General features: G+C 33.8%; 20 protein-coding genes, 1 other RNA gene and 1 pseudogene. 9 read left to right on the top strand and 13 right to left on the bottom strand.

Annotated features, from left to right (window positions below; all coding sequences use genetic code 11):
• Nucleotides 1-15: 15 nt before the first annotated feature.
• A complete protein-coding gene (locus OZD70_RS04865; RefSeq protein WP_259346689.1) occupies nt 16-156 on the bottom strand; it encodes a WPE palindromic element domain-containing protein in 141 nt (46 codons plus the stop codon).
• 526 nt (nt 157-682) lie between these two features.
• Here OZD70_RS04865 and OZD70_RS04860 point away from each other — a divergent pair.
• The 3 genes from OZD70_RS04860 (at nt 683) to OZD70_RS04850 (ending at nt 3,860) form a co-directional block, all read left to right on the top strand.
• Nucleotides 683-1,402: an ankyrin repeat domain-containing protein gene (locus tag OZD70_RS04860; RefSeq protein WP_275021253.1), complete on the top strand. Its 720-nt coding sequence runs from the start codon at nt 683-685 to the stop codon at nt 1,400-1,402.
• Nucleotides 1,323-2,057: an ankyrin repeat domain-containing protein gene (locus OZD70_RS04855; RefSeq protein WP_338062936.1), complete on the top strand. Its 735-nt coding sequence runs from the start codon at nt 1,323-1,325 to the stop codon at nt 2,055-2,057. The genes OZD70_RS04860 and OZD70_RS04855 overlap by 80 nt, the downstream gene beginning before the upstream one ends.
• 297 nt (nt 2,058-2,354) lie before the next feature.
• Nucleotides 2,355-3,860, top strand: coding sequence for a secretion system protein (locus OZD70_RS04850; protein WP_275021250.1), 1,506 nt, complete (start codon nt 2,355-2,357; stop codon nt 3,858-3,860).
• A gap of 7 nt (nt 3,861-3,867) precedes the next feature.
• On the opposite strand, the gene OZD70_RS04845 is transcribed toward OZD70_RS04850, so the two are convergent.
• The 7 genes and pseudogenes from OZD70_RS04845 to ffs form a co-directional block, all read right to left on the bottom strand.
• Nucleotides 3,868-4,818 (bottom strand): outer membrane protein, encoded by a 951-nt coding sequence (locus OZD70_RS04845; protein ID WP_275021249.1) that lies wholly within the window; start codon nt 4,816-4,818, stop codon nt 3,868-3,870.
• Nucleotides 4,819-4,863: 45 nt separating this feature from the next.
• The gene (gene mtaB / locus OZD70_RS04840) at nt 4,864-6,090 is read right to left on the bottom strand and encodes a tRNA (N(6)-L-threonylcarbamoyladenosine(37)-C(2))-methylthiotransferase MtaB (RefSeq protein WP_275021248.1); all 1,227 of its coding nucleotides are present in this window, start codon (nt 6,088-6,090) and stop codon (nt 4,864-4,866) included.
• Between the two features lie 157 nt (nt 6,091-6,247).
• Nucleotides 6,248-6,562 (bottom strand): annotated as a pseudogene (locus OZD70_RS04835) (IS5 family transposase); the annotation flags it as partial.
• A 216-nt stretch (nt 6,563-6,778) separates the two neighbouring features.
• Entirely contained in the window at nt 6,779-7,492 is a 714-nt protein-coding gene (locus tag OZD70_RS04830) for an acyloxyacyl hydrolase (RefSeq protein ID WP_275021244.1), read from the bottom strand.
• A gap of 458 nt (nt 7,493-7,950) precedes the next feature.
• Nucleotides 7,951-8,265, bottom strand: coding sequence for a YbaB/EbfC family nucleoid-associated protein (locus OZD70_RS04825; protein ID WP_338062937.1), 315 nt, complete (start codon nt 8,263-8,265; stop codon nt 7,951-7,953).
• 21 nt (nt 8,266-8,286) lie between these two features.
• Nucleotides 8,287-9,888: a DNA polymerase III subunit gamma/tau gene (gene dnaX / locus OZD70_RS04820; RefSeq protein ID WP_275021240.1), complete on the bottom strand. Its 1,602-nt coding sequence runs from the start codon at nt 9,886-9,888 to the stop codon at nt 8,287-8,289.
• Between the two features lie 15 nt (nt 9,889-9,903).
• An RNA gene (ffs, locus tag OZD70_RS04815) (signal recognition particle sRNA small type) lies at nt 9,904-10,003 on the bottom strand.
• Nucleotides 10,004-10,060: 57 nt separating this feature from the next.
• Between ffs and OZD70_RS04810 the strand changes: the two genes are divergently transcribed.
• Together OZD70_RS04810 and OZD70_RS04805 are read left to right on the top strand one after the other, a co-directional pair.
• On the top strand, nt 10,061-10,441 hold the full coding sequence (locus OZD70_RS04810) for a WPE palindromic element domain-containing protein (protein ID WP_182183839.1): 381 nt from the start codon (nt 10,061-10,063) through the stop codon (nt 10,439-10,441).
• Nucleotides 10,438-11,091, top strand: coding sequence for a glutathione S-transferase family protein (locus OZD70_RS04805; RefSeq protein ID WP_182183838.1), 654 nt, complete (start codon nt 10,438-10,440; stop codon nt 11,089-11,091). The genes OZD70_RS04810 and OZD70_RS04805 overlap by 4 nt, the downstream gene beginning before the upstream one ends.
• 1 nt (nt 11,092) lies before the next feature.
• Here the strand turns inward: OZD70_RS04805 and OZD70_RS04800 are convergent, their stop codons facing one another.
• On the bottom strand, nt 11,093-11,740 hold the full coding sequence (locus OZD70_RS04800; protein ID WP_275021238.1) for an O-methyltransferase: 648 nt from the start codon (nt 11,738-11,740) through the stop codon (nt 11,093-11,095).
• 258 nt (nt 11,741-11,998) lie between these two features.
• Here OZD70_RS04800 and OZD70_RS04795 point away from each other — a divergent pair, with 258 nt between their 5' ends.
• Nucleotides 11,999-12,277, top strand: coding sequence for a DUF2671 domain-containing protein (locus tag OZD70_RS04795; protein ID WP_182183834.1), 279 nt, complete (start codon nt 11,999-12,001; stop codon nt 12,275-12,277).
• 29 nt (nt 12,278-12,306) lie between these two features.
• Here the strand turns inward: OZD70_RS04795 and OZD70_RS04790 are convergent, their stop codons facing one another.
• Both OZD70_RS04790 and OZD70_RS04785 read right to left on the bottom strand, forming a co-directional pair.
• Nucleotides 12,307-13,002 (bottom strand): DsbA family protein, encoded by a 696-nt coding sequence (locus OZD70_RS04790; RefSeq protein ID WP_182183832.1) that lies wholly within the window; start codon nt 13,000-13,002, stop codon nt 12,307-12,309.
• A 53-nt stretch (nt 13,003-13,055) separates the two neighbouring features.
• Nucleotides 13,056-13,517, bottom strand: coding sequence for a type II toxin-antitoxin system RatA family toxin (locus OZD70_RS04785; protein WP_182183831.1), 462 nt, complete (start codon nt 13,515-13,517; stop codon nt 13,056-13,058).
• Between the two features lie 298 nt (nt 13,518-13,815).
• On the opposite strand from OZD70_RS04785, the gene OZD70_RS04780 reads away from it, so the two are divergent.
• Nucleotides 13,816-14,406, top strand: coding sequence for an MlaC/ttg2D family ABC transporter substrate-binding protein (locus tag OZD70_RS04780; RefSeq protein ID WP_275021235.1), 591 nt, complete (start codon nt 13,816-13,818; stop codon nt 14,404-14,406).
• The gene (locus OZD70_RS04775; protein WP_275021232.1) at nt 14,403-15,758 is read left to right on the top strand and encodes a bifunctional folylpolyglutamate synthase/dihydrofolate synthase; all 1,356 of its coding nucleotides are present in this window, start codon (nt 14,403-14,405) and stop codon (nt 15,756-15,758) included. Before OZD70_RS04780 ends, OZD70_RS04775 begins: the two co-directional genes overlap by 4 nt.
• Here OZD70_RS04775 and OZD70_RS04770 read toward each other — a convergent pair.
• On the bottom strand, nt 15,743-16,285 hold the full coding sequence (locus OZD70_RS04770) for a hypothetical protein (protein ID WP_275021230.1): 543 nt from the start codon (nt 16,283-16,285) through the stop codon (nt 15,743-15,745). The genes OZD70_RS04775 and OZD70_RS04770 overlap by 16 nt on opposite strands.
• Before the next feature lie 161 nt (nt 16,286-16,446).
• A complete protein-coding gene (locus tag OZD70_RS04765; protein WP_275021229.1) occupies nt 16,447-16,650 on the bottom strand; it encodes a hypothetical protein in 204 nt (67 codons plus the stop codon).
• 439 nt (nt 16,651-17,089) lie between these two features.
• Between OZD70_RS04765 and OZD70_RS04760 the strand changes: the two genes are divergently transcribed.
• Nucleotides 17,090-17,215: a hypothetical protein gene (locus OZD70_RS04760; protein ID WP_275021228.1), complete on the top strand. Its 126-nt coding sequence runs from the start codon at nt 17,090-17,092 to the stop codon at nt 17,213-17,215.
• The last annotated feature ends 157 nt before the right edge of the window (nt 17,216-17,372 follow it).

Raw genomic sequence — 17,372 nt, 5'->3', positions numbered from 1 at the left:
TCATCCCGCTGCTTGTTAGCGGATGAGATACCGCGAATGAATCGCGGTATGACGTAGGGCTACAGGTGTCATTCCAGCGCTTGGCACTGGAATCCAGCCTTTATTATGCAGCCACTTGGTTGAAATTACGTCTTCTGGATCCCAGTGTCTGGGCACTGGGATGACAAAAAAGGGGCTACTCTGATGACACCATCATAAGTGTCAGCTACTTTCATGACATCATTCTTTTTCCTGGATCCCAGTGCCTCATTCCCCTGTCATCCCAGTGCGTAACACTGGGATCCAGGAATTTTTATCATGCACTAAGTTGGTGAGGTAGCAGTTTTATGTTAAAATACGACGTTTTTAATGGGACTGCGAAAAACCTGGATTCCAGACTGGAATGACACCTAGGGGGCTTGGATGACATCATTCTTTTTCCTGGATTCCAGTGTCAAGCACTGGAATGACACCTTCCTGCCCAGTTCATTTAGCTATAAACATTAAGAAATTCACCAAACAAAAAAAAGGCAAAAGAAGCCCCGTGGTGCGAGTTTTGTCAAGCAAGTTTTTTGTTTCATCCAACATGCTGCCAAAAGTTTGTTATGCAAGGTATCCTAGCCATTTCTCACAGATTCATTTAAACTTAATCAAGTAGGAGTATTATTAACGCGAAAAGGGTTCATTTAGAGACTTAAGTGATATGGCGTGTGAGGAAGATATAAACCAATTAGTAGAAAATGGATTTGATATTAACTCAAAAGATGCAAGTGGAATCACTCTCTTGCATAAGTTCACAAAAGAAGGCGATTTAGTTGGAGTAAAGTCATTACTAGAGCACGAAGCTGATTTCAATATCGTAGACAACGAAAATAGAAACCCACTGCATTATGCCATTATGCATGGACACAAGAAAGTTGCTAAACTTTTTGTTAACCAACTGACAATTAATTCCAAGGATAAAAATGGATTCACTCCACTGCATCTTGCTGCACTACAAGATGACACGGAATTAATAGATTTTTTGATAACAAAAGGCGCAAAAATTAATGAAAAAGACGCTAAAGAGGGCTATACTCCTCTTCATATAGCTTCACTATACGGTTCTAAAAAAAGCGTCCAAATTTTAATTGATAGCGGAGCAAATCTCGAATGTGAAGATAACAATTTTCGTACTCCTTTGTTTTTAACCATTTATCAATGCACCGCACATTATGATAGCAGAGCAGAAATTATAGAATATCTGATAAAGAAAGGTGCAAATATAGAAGCCAAAGATGCAGAAAATAACACTACGCTTTTCCTAGCAGCGTATAACAACAAAATGCAAATAGTAAAGCTTATTGCAAAAAAACAGCAAGCAAGTAACGATAAAATTAAACTTAAAGAGTTTTTTTTGCACAAAAAACAACCATGGTTTTGATGCATTAGATTGCGCTATTGAGCATAATAATAGAAAAATGGTAACATTTCTTGTATCAAGAGGAATAGATGCAAATGATCAAGATTTTAATGGCAACGCCAGGCTGCATAAAGCTAGGCATAATGGTAACACTAAAACAGTTAAGCTCTTATTGAAGCTTAAGGTAAACATTAATGCTGTTACTAAATGTAACAGAACTCCCTTGCTACTAGCAGTTAAAAAAGGCCATACAAAAATTGTGAAAATGTTATTGGAAGTTAGAGCCAATATGAACATTTGTGAGCAACAAGGTTTTGCACCTCTACATCTTGCTGTTCAAAAGGATTATTTTGATATAGCTCAGCTGTTAACAGAAAAAGGTGCAGACCTTAACATTAAGTGTAATAACGGTCATACCGCAATAGATATGTTCATTAGCAAGGCTCATAGCAAAAAAAACATCGACGAAGATTACAAAAAATTTTGTAGATTTTTGATGCTTTACCTAAAAGAGCTACATAGTAAACACAAAGGCTGTTGTATACTTTCAACCCTAGCTCTAAGCTTAACAATTATAGGCTTACCATTTATTTTTAAGCCTATTATTAAATATAGAGAAAGAAGTAAAATATATAAAAAAACTAAGGCTATGCTGGAAAATTTACTCTACATTTAAGTACAAGATAAAGTGTGCAAAAAAACATATATAGCTATACCGCCACGGCGCTAACGAGTAGCGGAATGACGAGTTACTATACCGCCGCGAACCGTCATACCGTGATTTATTCACGGTATCTCTAGATCCCGCTAACAAGCAGCGGGATGATGGTTGTCGGTAAATCTAAGTCACTTTAGCTATAGCCAGTGTAGGTCAAGTTAATACACGACAATTATCTGCTCGATGAAAATGAGATTAAATACATTTTTAATATTTTTATAGAAATCTATTAGTATAGATCTATATGCTGTTCTAATGGCTATTTTTAAATGCTTAATACTCCTCTTCATTATTTCTTGCACACACCTGCCTACTAAGCAACATCTCACTAATATAGGCAACGAAGATCATCATGATATAGGTGAGCACGATTATTCGTTGCAGCAATACAACACCTCTTTGGAGATTAATGAACTGGCAATACCAGAAATTATGCCTTTACCAATAGAGTTTCCCGATCTCACAATCAGTAATCAGCTTATTTCTATTAATGTTAGTGAAGAAGTATCAGTAAAAGATTTGCTGATTGAGATAGGAAAACTTTCTGACGTTAACTTAGATATAGACCCAAAAATATCAGGTAATATTATTTTAAAGCTAAAAGATAAGAATATAAATGAAGTAATTCAGAGTATAGCAAATAGCGCCAAATTGCGTTACTCAACAAGCAATGGTATAATTAGAATTGAGCAGGACTTGCCATACGTGCAAAATTATTACGCAGACTTCATTAATATTCAACATTCTGCTCAAAGCAGTTTCGTCATTAGTAACAATATTACTAACAGTGATGCTGTTAGGGACTATAACAATGTTATGAGGTCTCAATACAGTAGTGACTTATGGAATTCATTAGAAAAAGGCTTGTATGCAATAATGGATATTAACGGAGTGGATGATGGCGAATTCCTTTCATCCAACAGAGAAGCTGGTGTTATTATTTTGAATGCTAGAAAAGATATCCATAAAGCTGTTGAAGAATATATTAATAAGGTTAAGAAATTAGCGTCTTCTCAAGTAATGATAGAGGCAAAAATAGTTGAAGTTGTGTTAGATGACAAATATCTTTCTGGTATAAATTTAAATGACTTACGCGATGGAACTAAGTCTATAATGAATCAAGATAACTCCATTATTAACCTAGCAATGAACTTTGGTGCGAGTGATCTAGGAGATTTAGTAAAAAATTTAGACAAATTTGGCGCTTCAACTGTAATTTCAAGCCCTAGAGTACATGCTATAAATAATCAGCAAGCAATGATTTCATTTACCAAAAACCATATTTATTTTACTTCCGATATACAAAAAGATACTAGAAACTCTAATCAGACCTTAATTACCAAGATGAATAGTGTTCCAATAGGTATTGTGCTAATAATCTACCCAAGCATTAACATTGATACTAGTGAAATATTCATGGATATACATCCAACTTTATCAAGAATTAACGGCTACATTAAAGATCCAGATATAGAGTACATCGCACAGCAGAGTAAAATGAAATTAAATAGCGACATTCCAATTGTTGAAATCAAAGAAATGAACTCTATGTTAAAAATTAAGAGCGGTGAAATTATGGTAATCGGCGGGCTTATAGAACATAGAGAGGATAAGCAAAGCTTTAAAGCTACATTACATCAGAAGTCAAAAAGGCTAGCGAATAACATTAGAACAGTAGAAACTGTCCTTTTTTTAAAAGCAACAATCGTACCAACATTTGGTTTGTTAGATAGAAAAGATAAGAATTTATATATATATTAAATCACTACTAAAAATTAAATATCAAACCAATTTCAATATTATGAGTGGATATGTCATCTGCAACAGGTATCGGAATGCTAAAGTAACGATAGCCGAGAAAGGTTTTTACTTCTGGGATTATTGAATAGTTAATACCAAGCTTTATTTGATAAGCAAACCAAGGAACATTAAGTGGCATTGAATTTTGGGGTGATCCATTAATCCTTTTTAATCTAAACACTGTTGGTCCTATACCAAGACCGATGTACGGAGCAAATTGTGTATCCTGAACGCTGGGATTATAATATAAGTTTAACAAAAACGCAAATATACTTGCTGATTTATCAAATACCAGAGGAGAATTACTACCTTCAATATTGGCTCTAGAATACATGGTTTCAAAATCAACTCGGCCATTTTCTCCAGCATAGTAACCTAAAGATATGCTGCTGAGCCACTGGAAATCAATTTTACCATCAAATTGCTGTATACTTTTAATTTCATTTGCCACTATATTTTTTATCATAAAACCATAATGACTTTCAACTAAAGTTAGAACTCTCTCCCCTATTGCCTTTATACCCTTTACAAATGTTTCTGAATTATCATGGTATACCTTACCACCGTTAGCGCTAACATAAAAATCAAGTTTTTTTGATTTTTCTTTTGTAGGCTCAGTTTGATCTGCAATACGTGACCACATATTTTTCTGATCAGCTACTTGGAGAATAGAAGGTTGTTCAGTAGGACTACTTTCAAGTTCTTGATATTTTAAATCATTTATTAGTATTTTTTTCTCAGTAACCTCTTCTTCAGAATGCATTACATCTTCATTATTGTCCGTTTCTAGTTTTAAGAGTTGTACTTGCTCAATGTGTGTATTACTAATATAAGTAATAAAAAAATAGACACATGGAATGAAAATCAAAAATAAAGTAATAGATATTTTAGTTATAACAAATGAACCCATAATTATCATTTACAGTATAACTACTGTATCATATATTTCTTTAATGTACAAAAATTAAGAAAGAATATTTCCAATTAGATAATTATTTCCCATTCCTTTAACATTAACTTTCACAATACTCTTGGCTTGAGCTTTTGATTCAAGCTTTACTAATGCAAAATTTTCTGTTCTACCGACATTATTTTGCTCAACCAGAACACTTTGTTCAGTGCCTATCAAAGATTGATAAAAGCTACTCATCATTTCTCTATTCATTTCTCTTAAATTTTTTACTCGTTCTTTACGCACATTCTCTGGTACTTGTGGCATTCGTGCAGCAGGTGTATTCTTCCGCTCTGAATATGGAAAAGCATGTAGGTAAACTATATTTGTTTTTTTCAGTAAATCAACTGTATCCTGAAACATTTCATCAGTTTCTGTTGGAAATCCAGCAATAATATCAGCGCCAAATACTATATTAGGCCTCAAACTCTTCATTTTATGACAAAATTCTATCACTTGTTCTCTGTTGTGGCGACGCTTCATTCTCTTTAGTATTAAATTATTACCAGATTGTAGACTCAAATGTAAATGAGGCATAAGTCTTGACTCATTAGCTATTAAATCCATTAATTCGTTGTCAACTTCAGCAACATCGATAGAGGAAAGTCTTAGCCTTTTCAACTCTGGTATATCTTTTAAAACTCTCCTAATCATTGAACCAAGTGACGGCTTAGCAAACAAATCTGTACCAAAGTCAGTAATATCAACACCTGTAAACACTACTTCTTGATATCCATTTTCTACAAAGATCCTGATTTGCTCTATAATACTGTTTATTTGCACAGATCGATTATTCCCTCTTGCCTCAGTAATTGAGCAAAATGTGCAGCTATGATTACAACCATTTTGAATTTCAATAAATGCCCTTGATTTATCTTCAAATCCATTAATTAGAACAGGTTCTACTTGGTTATCGTTGACTAAGATTTTATCGTCATTTAGTAAGTAATTTTCAGCTTTTAGCTTATCTTGATTACCGAGCACTTTACTTACACCAGGAATGCTACTGTAAACTTCTGGATCCAACTGAACAGCACATCCAACTACGATAATTTCTTTACTTGGGTCGTTTTTATAGATCTTACGTATTTTTTGCTTTACTTGGCGTTCTGCTTCGTTTGTCACTGCACAGCTATGCACCACAACAACATTTTTTCTTTCTGCTTTTTTTAATGCTTCTTTGATTAACTCACTCTCGTAAAAATTTAGACGACAACCAAATGTTATCACTTCATTCATGCTAGTATTTTTTAGACCTTACAATTTAAATTATATCACACATCCAAGCAAAGTCTCTTGCATGACCATTGTTTTGGTAGATAAATGCTATGCAAGCAGCAGACACTGGGATGGCTTTGTTGCATCGCAACATAAGTTTTTTCCAGAGTAAACAATTTTATGCGACTATTTCAAATTTAGGCATACCAATTGCAGTAAATTTGTTCATTAAGTAGCATTTAATAAGTAGTTCCTTCTCTCTATTTGTCTCAGATTTATTTTTAAAACTAAACCCAAATATTTGCTTCAACCTTGAGAAAAATCCTTCAATATACGATCTTTTTCCGTAATTTACTTCTTCTTTCCATCTTTTTATACCATTCTCACCATGTAATTTCATTAACTGAATAGCGGCATTTCTATCAAGCATATAATCCAATTTTGGATGCTCTGCTGCGTTGTTTTTCGGAGGAATTTTCGTTTTTATGCCATAATGAAAAATATTTCCTCTTTTTTCTAGAAATTTGTTATATTCTCTATGGTTACTGACTCTCATTTTTTGTGGCATATTTATCCTTAAATCGTCATTTTATAATGAATTGAGTCAGTAATCACTAGTTTTTCTGCTGCCATGCAACAAAGCCACCCCAGTGTCATGCTACTTGAATGACAAGAAAAAACCCACTGGGATAACAAGACTGAAGATAGACTAGAAATTAAACGCTACTCCAGCTTCTGCACCAACAGTGCTGTAAAGAACTTTATATGCGTCTTTAGTGACTTTTGTTTCTTTTCCACCACCCGCTTTATCTACTTCTTCACTTTTATCAAAGTGAGCACCATAAGAACCAAAATAACGAGCTCCAGCATAGAGTTTAATTTCTGGAGTTACATCATAACTAACACCAACTTTTACTTGACCAGCAAAACCAAATTTACTGTTTTGCTCATTTATAGCGGGTTTCAAAGGAGTGCTAATATACGCTGCACCAACACCAACACCAACATATGGAGTGATAGGCATATCTTCAATTGCTATATCGTAATAAACGTTAACTAATCCTGAAAATGCTGTTAAACTGTCTGCAACATTTTCCTCAGACGTATTTATTATAGTTGTATCTTTACTCAACTGTGAGTAAAGCCCTTCAACGTCAACCCTGATGTCGTCCATTTTATAACCAAACGCACCACCACCAGCTATAAAAGATGCTTTTAAGGGACTATCCTTTTCTTTGCCTGTTGCATTTGTAATACCATCAATTTTTGTGAAAAGAGGTAAAAATTCACCGTTGTATTGCAAACGAACGTAGTAGCTAGTTTCTTCATCACTTATTGAACCAACAGGATCTGAAAAAGCAGAGTTTGATAAACTTAGCAACGTTGCTAAAGCGGCTGCTGAAAAAAACTTTTTATAATGCATAATTGTCCTCGTAAAAAAATTAAAATTCCACTTTAGCAGTCTAAGTAACAACTAAAGTTAAGTCAAGTGCTAACTTAATAACACAAAATATTCTATACTTTAACTAACTTTTAGGAGAATACAAAGATTTTATTAATGAATAAATACGACTTTTGATTTTTTGGTATAGCTAACACAGGTAAGATTTACTATCGAAAGACCTCATCATCCCGCTGCTTGTTAGCGGCTGAGATACCGCGGCGGTATGACGGTTAAATAATTCGTCATCCCGCTGCTTGTTAGCGGGATCTAGAGATATCGTGACGGTATGACGTAGGACTGCTGTCATCCCGCTACGTGTTAGCGCCGCGGCGGTATGACGTAGGACTGTGCTAGTATAGGTGCATTATACAAAGAAGTACTAGCGTTGGAAATATTAGAAAAGAAATACTTACCTAAAAGAAACTTTAGTAGTAAATTCAAAAAGGAAGTTTAAATCCAGGTGGTAAACCCATCATACCTGCAAGATCAGAAGTTGCATTTGCCATATCTTCTTCTGCTTTTTTAACGGCATCATTAAACGCTGCTGTTACTAAATCCTCTACTATATCTTTTTCCTCATTTCTCATAAGTTCTAAGTCTATGTTCACCTTTTTAGCTTTATAGCTACCTATTTTTATGACTTCCACTAATACAAAAACTTTGCCACCACCAGAAATACCTTGAAACTCTTTTCCAATATATTTTTCTTGAGCTTCTGCAAGCTTTTTTTGCATTTCTTGCGCTTGTTTCATTATTTGACTAAAATCCACAACTTACTCCTTATTTTCTATATTAACTACTTTTGCACCTTTAAACGTGTCAAGTATATCCTTGACTGCAGGTGCATAATTTAAATTACTCACTTCCCTGTTTATATAACCCGTATCAACTGTAATAACCCATTCCTGCTGAGTCACCTGATTTAAGTAATTTTTTAAATCATTGCAAAAATTACTATCCAACTTAGATACAGCTTTTAATTTTAAATATCCAGGTTTACAATCTATTAATTGTAGATTATTACATAGTTGTTTGTAAAGATAAATTTGGTTACTCCGCCTCAATAGCTGCAGAATCTTATCAAAATCGTAATTTTGTTGTTTATTTTCCACATGGATCCCAGTGTCACGCACTGGGATGACAGAGTGGGGTTGTTGTTTACTTTCCACATATTTTTTTGGATCCGAATAGTCAGCTACTGGGATGACAGAGGGGGAAGGTGCAACAGGTCTGCCCTGTCTATTTCCTTGCTTTACATTCTGTGAAAGAACTTTTTTGATCACCTGTTCTGGAGAAGGTAGATCAGAGAGATAGCAAAGACTAATTAGCATCATTTCAGCAGCAACATCATTGCATGTTGAAGTTTTTATATCTTGAATACCTTTAAGCAACACCTTCCACAATCTCGAAAAAAATATTAAAGACTTCTTTATACTTAAATCTTTTATCCTGTTCTTTTCATACTCTGTAACTGCATTATCAATTTCTTTTGTAATCAAAAAACGGCATACTAACTGAATTGTTTGCAATAGACCTTCAAAAATACTAAGTGGGTTTGCTGCTTTTATCGCCTTGTCAAACACTGATAGAGCTTTCTGCAAATCACCTTCTAACATTGCCCCTAATAGATCAAATATAATATCTTTATCCACTAGGCCAAGTATGTCTATCACATTTTTAGTGGATATTGCACCATCTTTGCTATATAGCACTGCTTGATTCATCAAAAACAAGGCGTTACGCATTGAATCTCCAGAATGTCGTGCAATTAACTCTAATGCTCCCTTTTCAATGAAATAACTCTCTTTTTGTGCAACATCATTTAAACGTTCTACTATTTTAGCTACAGGAATGTTGTGTAAATCAAATCTTTGACAACGTGCAATAATAGTTATTGGTATCTTTTTTATTTCTGTAGTTGCTAAAATGAATTTTACACTAGATGGTGGCTCTTCTAGGGTTTTAAGTAACGCGTTAAATGCACTGCTAGATAGCATGTGTACTTCATCTATAATGTAGACTTTGAATTTAGAGCTTATAGGTGAATAGCAAATATCTCCCAGGATTACTTTAATATCGTCAATGCTAGTGTGACTTGCTGCATCAATTTCAATCACATCTGGATGGCTTGAATTTTTTATTGCTAGACAATTTTCACATGATCCGCAAGGTTCAAAAATTGGCCCCAGGGAACAATTCAAACATAAAGCTATTATCCTTGCAGTGGTGGTTTTACCAACTCCACTACTACCAGAGAGCAGTATAGATTGTGGGATTTTGTTTAAAGTAAAAGCATTTTCCAATACACGCACTAATATATCTTGACCTACTAGATCTTTAAAGCTACTAGGACGATGTTTTAATGCTATATTCATAGCGTCGGATAAAACAAATAATGAAATAGGTATGCAACCCAAAAAGGTTCTGATATGGCTGCTTCATTTCTGATCTGACCAAATTACAGAGTTTTTGCCTGCATACCTTATAAAATATTATACTTTTTTTTTTATTTAGCAAGGTATATCCTATATTAGTCTTATAATTTATATGTTAGACCTTTTGCAACATTACTTTGAATTAAACAACTGTTACCTAAAATACTCTTCTTCTGTCATCCCAATGCTTTACTACTTGGATCCAGAAAACTTAATTTTAAATGAATACATCAGGCTGTTGTATAATAAGAACTGGATTCCAGTGTCAAGCACTGGAATGACACCCTTCCGGTGGGAATTGCTCTCAAACTACAATGTTCGTACAGTTGTACTGGGATCCAGATATAAAAATATTTGCAAATTATACAATGTACAATGGATTCTAGGAGTATATGTTAAAAATAATGTCCATAATGAAATAAGCTGGATGCCAGTATCATGCGCTGGAATAACAACCTATAGGTACTGGGATAATAAAAGAGGAATATTATGATTTTATATCATTTTCCTCTTTGTCCATTTTCACGAAAAGTTAGAGCTTTCCTAAAAGAAAAAAAATTAGGCTGCGATCTAGTGTATGAAAATCCGTGGGAAAAACGGAATGAATTTATGGAGATCAATCCAACTGGGCAAGTACCAGTATTAATAGATAATAACTTTGTAATAGCGGATAGTAATGCCATTTGTGAATATATAGAAGAGACTTACAATAGCGACGTAAAATTACTTGGTTCATCCACTATTATTAAGTCTAAAATACGCGCTCTAATCAATTGGTTCGACAACAAATTTTACAATGAAGTTACTAAGTATATTATGAATGAAAAAGTAATTACTAACCGCAGCCCTGACTCTAGATTTCTTCATGCAGCTCAGCATAACCTGCCTTGCCATATGGAATACATCGAACACTTAATTAACAAGAACATTTGGCTTGCAACTGATAAATTTACTTTAGCTGATATTGCTTTAGCATCGCATATTTCCGTAATGGATTATGTAAGTAGTTTTCCATGGGAAAAAAGTAAAATTTTAAAAGAATGGTACTCCATTGTTAAATCAAAGCCTTGTTTTCGTGAGATATTATTAGAGAGAGTTTCCGGTTTAACCCCTCCTAAACATTACGCTGACCTTGATTTTTAACTTATGTTAGCTTTAAAGCTACAGTCATTCCTTCATCAGTTGGAATCAATATAGAGAAATATTTCTTTTCATCTGATAATCTATTATTAAACTCCCTCATAGCATGCCATGATTTTTCTGATATTTCTTTTGGAGGCGATTCTAAAAATACTGTATTAAATAATAGAGTGTTATCTGCAACGATCAGCCCATCTTGTTTAATGTATGACTCTGCCCAATCTAAATACTTAGGATAACTACTTTTGTCAGCATCGATAAATATCATGTCAAATGGTGCCTTTGCTGATAATTCATTAATTTTTTCCAGTGCATCACCTTCTATTAGAGTAATTTTATCACTTAGATTAAAAGCACTAAAATTTTTTTTTGCTATTCTTGAGTGTTGAGGATTATTTTCTATTGTATATATATGACCTTCTTCTAGTAGAGCTTTTGCCATGCAAATCGACGAATAACCGTATAATGTGCCAACCTCAACAATACTTTTGATTTTATGGATTTTTATAAATAAACTGAATAGCTTTCCTTCTTCAGGGCCAATCTGAATATGTTGCTTTTTTTCAAGGATACAATATTCTTCTATTTTTTTATATTCTTTTGCAAATAGATTTCTTATATATGATAATTTTATACTAGAATTATTACGCATTATGTTTTATATTATAAATTAGGGAGGCTTAATTCATACACAGCTTATAAATATAATAATATAGTTTAAAATAATAAAAACATTTATTTTAAGTTGTTATTTCATAGTATAAAATTTTAAGTGACAAAAATTATTATATATCGTACTATGGTTAACTAGTATAATAAACAATCAATTATTATACTAGAATTAAAGGGATTGTTTATGCGCATTTCTCTTTTTAAAATATAATTTTTATAATCAATTAGAGGGGGTTATATGTCTTATACTATTGCTAGTGAAGTTGAAACGTTAAACAAAAAATCTAACAAGAATGAAGGGGTTATGTTACTACATAATCCAGCTTATCGTGAAAAGTATAAAGAACGTTTTAATGAAGCTCAAAGAAAAGTTATGGATATGGTTCAGTTTTATGATGGGACAATAGTATTAATAGAGAATAAAATCGCTATGTATTACTACACTTGGCACAGTAAAAAAAGAGAGTTTGAGCGTAAAAAACAACAAACAGTAGTGAAAAACAATGGCTCAACATAGAGTCTTTTATATGGTAAGCTACAGTGGTATTACTTCACTATAGCTTTTCCATATAATTTATCTATCACATCAGTGAGATATTTCAGCTCTTTATACCCCTCATGTTTAACTTTATTATGCTCTATATATGACTTACCATCGTTAAGCTTGATGAAAAATATTGGAGTGGCTGTGATACCAAGTTTATTGATTGCCAGTGATTTATCATTTACGATTTTATCCATTATTTTCTTATCATTAATACATTGGTTAAATGCATCTTGCTTTAAGTTGCTTAGTGCAGCAATTCTTTGTAGTAAAGTCAAATCACTTAAATTGTAGTAATTCCACGAATCTATTGAGTTAAAAACAGCTTTGTTAAAATTAAAGTAGTCTTCTTGTTTTTCGTAGCAATGACTTAGCATTGCAGCCTTTAGCCCTCTGTAATCCAAAGGAAAATGACGAAATATATATAACATCTTACCTGTGTCTATATATTTCTCTTTAATTTTAGGAAAAACATTCTTATGAAAAAGAGAGCAGTGATAGCAAGTTAATGAAGCATATTCTATCATTAGAATTGGTGCTTTTGGATCTCCTAATAATTTATCATCAGGTAATAGTGATAGTAACTCCTTTGATGTTATTTCATTGGTTTCTTTTTGAATATGTTGGTTACTGAATTTAACAACTGCATAAGAATTAACACTCATAAGAATTAGTAAAAACAATAGTCTGAAAATCATTACAATACAAACACTTAACTTACTAAAAAAATTACATATTTATATTAATAATGTCAAGATAACTTTTGTTTAGCAAGGCTTTCAGCCCTATCTTTAAATGCAGCAATTATTTTACTCTGTGTATATTTATATACTGAGTTTAATAAAGTGGAAAATGAGTTGGACTTAAACTTAAACTCTATATAAAACTTTACCATAGTTTTATTTTCATCTATGGGAATGAATTGCCATTCATTGTATAAATGTTTAAATATTCCATTTGATGATACAGCTTTTATCCAACCTTCATTTGTTCCACTTGGAGAAAGAAAGGTTACTTCTGATATGTACTTTCCTTTAATTCCATGAAAAGCTGCGAGAAGATCCACAACCATTTGGTTGTCAATTTTTTCTTTTATATAAACGGCTTTGCACCAAGGAACAAAATCAGGATACCTTTCAACATCAATTACAATTTGGAATACTTCATTAGGCGAACATAGGAAGGTACCTTGTTCTCTGTATTGATGAAGCATAAATGTTAAACCAATCAAAATAGGATCCGTATCTATCATCAGCCTTAGTAGATTCCTGAGACTAAAGTTAAGGTGGGTATCGCGTATTAATTTCAACAAAATTAATAGAGGCAATTCCCTTGACTAGAAATTATCGCTCGGGAAATTTAACTTAACTTATAATGCATAGCACAGACCCTTACTTGAATTATAGATGATTTACATAAGGCATGTCTATAGGTATATTAAAAGTCAGCGATTATTATTTAATCTTTATTAAACTTTGCATCCTAAGTATCATGTTTAATAAATATATCTTATGAATATTACTAAAGTTTTAATCATTATTGTTTTTATTATAATTTCTTCAAGAGCTTACACTAGTTGTACAGATCATAAAATTTTTGTGCATACTACGAAGCAACAAGTGGATGGTATATCTACAAAAGGAAATAGAAAAAACCTAGGGCATCTACACGAAAAGCTTCAGGAGGTCATTCAGAATAATGTTAACCTCAAAGGAATATCGCAATTCGTTATAGGAAAACATTGGGCTTCAGTTAAACAAAAAGAAAAAGAAGATTTTTTAAGAGAGTATGAAGTGTATCTTACGCGTTTGTGCGTTAAAATTTTATATAAATACATGCATGATAGTGAAATGATCATAATGAGTACAAAAGCAGTTGACGACGAAACTTGCTTAATTGGTACAAGATTTTCTTACGGTGATGAAGAATTTACAAATATTGATTTTAAAGTTACTAAAAATAACAGTTCTTTCTTGATAAGTGATGTTGTAATGAGTGGAATAAGTATTGCTATTAATCAACGTTCTCAATTTAGTGAAAAAATCGACACGCATGGCATAGCAAGCATTATAGCTGAATTAAAATGCAATAACAATCCATGATATATATGCCTCATTGGCCTAAACCGCTTGGTAGTAGACCAAAGGATTTTTCTCTTGATCGCATAAAAAGCTTTCTAAATAAATTGGGCAACCCTGAGAAAAAAATGCCGCCCATAATTCATATAGCTGGAACTAACGGGAAAGGCTCAACACTAGCATTTATAAGATATATAATGCAAGCAGCAGGGTATAAGGTCCATGCATACACTTCTCCACATTTGGTGAATTTTAATGAAAGAATAGTTATTGCAGGCAGTTACATCGACGATAATGAATTATATAGCTTGTTAGAAGAATGCCGTGCCGTAATTGCAGAACAACCTATCACTCTGTTTGAAGTTGCAACTATTGCAGCTTTTTTAGCTTTTTCTCGTCATAAAGCCGATATAACTTTAGTTGAAGTGGGTATGGGTGGAAGACTTGATGCAACAAATGTTATAGATAGTCCGATTTTAACAATCATTACTTCCATTGCCCTTGATCATACAGAATATCTTGGCCCTACTGTAGAAACCATAGCAGGTGAAAAAGCTGGAATAATGAAACCTAATGTTCCTTGCGTAATAGCACCGCAAGAAAAATCTGTAATGAACACGCTAGAACACTACGCAATAAATAAGAAATCTCCTTTATATAGAGGAGGCCTTGAATGGAATTGCAAAAAACGACTATCTGTCATCCAAACTGGGATCCAGAAACAAAAAAATGAGAGGTCACGTGCTGGAGCTCAAATGATTTTTCAATCAGCTATTCAATCCATAGAATTTTCTTTGCCATCTTTAAAGGGTGATCATCAGGTGATTAATGCAGGCAATGCTATTGCAGCATGTAGTATTTTAAGTGGAAAATATGGATTTGATATTGGAGAAGAGGATATCACTTCAGGTTTACAGCGTACCTACTGGCCTGCACGACTAGAGCTCATAAAAGAGGGTAATTTAATTTCCCTACTACCGAAAAATTGGCAATTATTTTTAGATGGTGCGCACAATAATAACGGTGCTAGAGTGCTATCTCAGTGGGTAAAAGATAATTTTGCTGAAGGTATCTACGTGGTTTTTGGTGTTACCCGTAACAGAAATGTGGAAGAGTTCTTAGAGCACTTAAAGCCATACATCAAGCTACTATGTGCGGTTTGTGTTAAGTCTGAACCTAAAGCAACAAATACAAATTTGATTAGGGAAAAAGCCAATAACATAGGAATAAAAGCAGTTGAATGTGAATCAATTGGCGATGCAATATCAAATCACATATTAAAAGCCTCTATCCAAAACGTCAAAACCATACTAATCTGTGGCTCATTGTTCCTAGCTAGAGACTTTGCTATGGAGAATAATCAACCCACTTCATGAGCTGAGGTGTTAAAAGCACCATTAGGATCTACAGTACTGCTTGGCTTTTCGGTTAACATTCCTACAGGTGCTCTTTGTTCAGCACCCCTTCCTTCAGTTTTCACAAGATCTACAACCTTTCTCTCGTAGATCTCAGTTGCTAACTGTAATAATAAAATCCACCCTAATACCGCAGCAGACCCAATGAGTATTTTACTGTCTACACAACTAGATTGATATTGTAATGTCAAACCAGCACCCAACAAAATACAAGGAAGATAAAATAAATATTGAGAAGTGAAAGTCAAAAATTTATATTTTCTACTTTTAAATATTTCCTCTTTTAGCTCTTCTTGATCTAAGTTTTCGCCTTGTTCTTGTTGAGTATCCTGCAGGTCTACAATTTTTTTAACTAAAGAAAAAGTAAGATAAGTTGTTAAGAAAAAAGTTGTAACAGCTGTTATTAGACTAGCACTAAACAAAATACCAGGTGCATTGGTAAAATTAGCAGCCTTAAATAACCTAAATCCTAAGTAGAGATACGACACTAATGAGTAGTAATAGGCTTACTACTACAAAAATAATGAGACATTTTATGCGCTTATCATTCTGGCCTTGTTGAGCTAACTGCACATATCTTTGCTTTTCCTCAACAATTATTAAATTTTCCCCATTGCTTAATGGCTTAGTATATTTTAAAAGTCCTGCCTTATATTCTAATGGCTTGCATTTTTTCATCGCTTCCTCCTGTTTTATCTGAGTGAGATTTTCTTGCTAACTCTCTATACTTTTTTGTTATTATATTGGATATCTCTAAAAAGTTACGCCCCTCTACTTCTTGCGTTTCAATGCCTAGCTCTTTAAATAAACTTTCATTATAATCATACTCTCTTGTTCTTAGCTTATAGCCCATATAACACCTACAAATTAACTAACTATTAATGTTCTATAATATACATATTTCCAAACTATGTCAATTATTTCATAAATATCTCTGGTAAAAATTATTTCTGTTATGACTAGCATGATAAGTGTATGAAGCGACTAAAATTGTCATTACAGCGCTTAGTGTACAACAGTGCTTCAACATTTAGGGTTGCAGTTTGCATGGCAGGCAGCGTCATCTGATTAGCTGACCTATCCAAGCGGTGTCATCCAAGTAGCCCCTTTTCCTGTCATTTCAGTGCTCCTTTTTTGTCATCCGAGTAGCTTGACTACTTGGATCCAGGAAACTTAACTCTACACCAAGTAAATGTACAATAAGAACTAGATTCCAGCGTCACGCGCTGGAATGACAGCAGTTCTACGTCATACCGCCGCGGTATCTCTAGATCCCGCTAACAAGTAGCGGGATGACGATTGTCAGGATGTCATCCCAGTGCCCAGACACTGGGATCCAGCTTCTTTTTTTTCTAGATTCCAGCATCACACGCTGGAATGACAGCAGTCCTACGTCATACCGCCGCGGTATCTCTTAGCCGCTAACAAGCAGCGGGATGACGAATTGCTTAACCGTCATTCCGCCACGAACCGTCATACCGCGATTCATTCGTGATATCTCATCCGCTAACAAGAAATCCCGCTAGCACGTAGCGGGATGACAGCAATCCTACGTCATACCGTCACGGCGCTAAC

The sequence above is a fragment of the Wolbachia endosymbiont of Drosophila tsacasi genome, assembly GCF_028982115.1.
Classification (GTDB): Bacteria; Pseudomonadota; Alphaproteobacteria; order Rickettsiales; family Anaplasmataceae; genus Wolbachia; species Wolbachia pipientis_B.
Note: the sequence above shows the minus strand (reverse complement) of the source record. Positions and strands in the feature narration are given on the sequence as shown.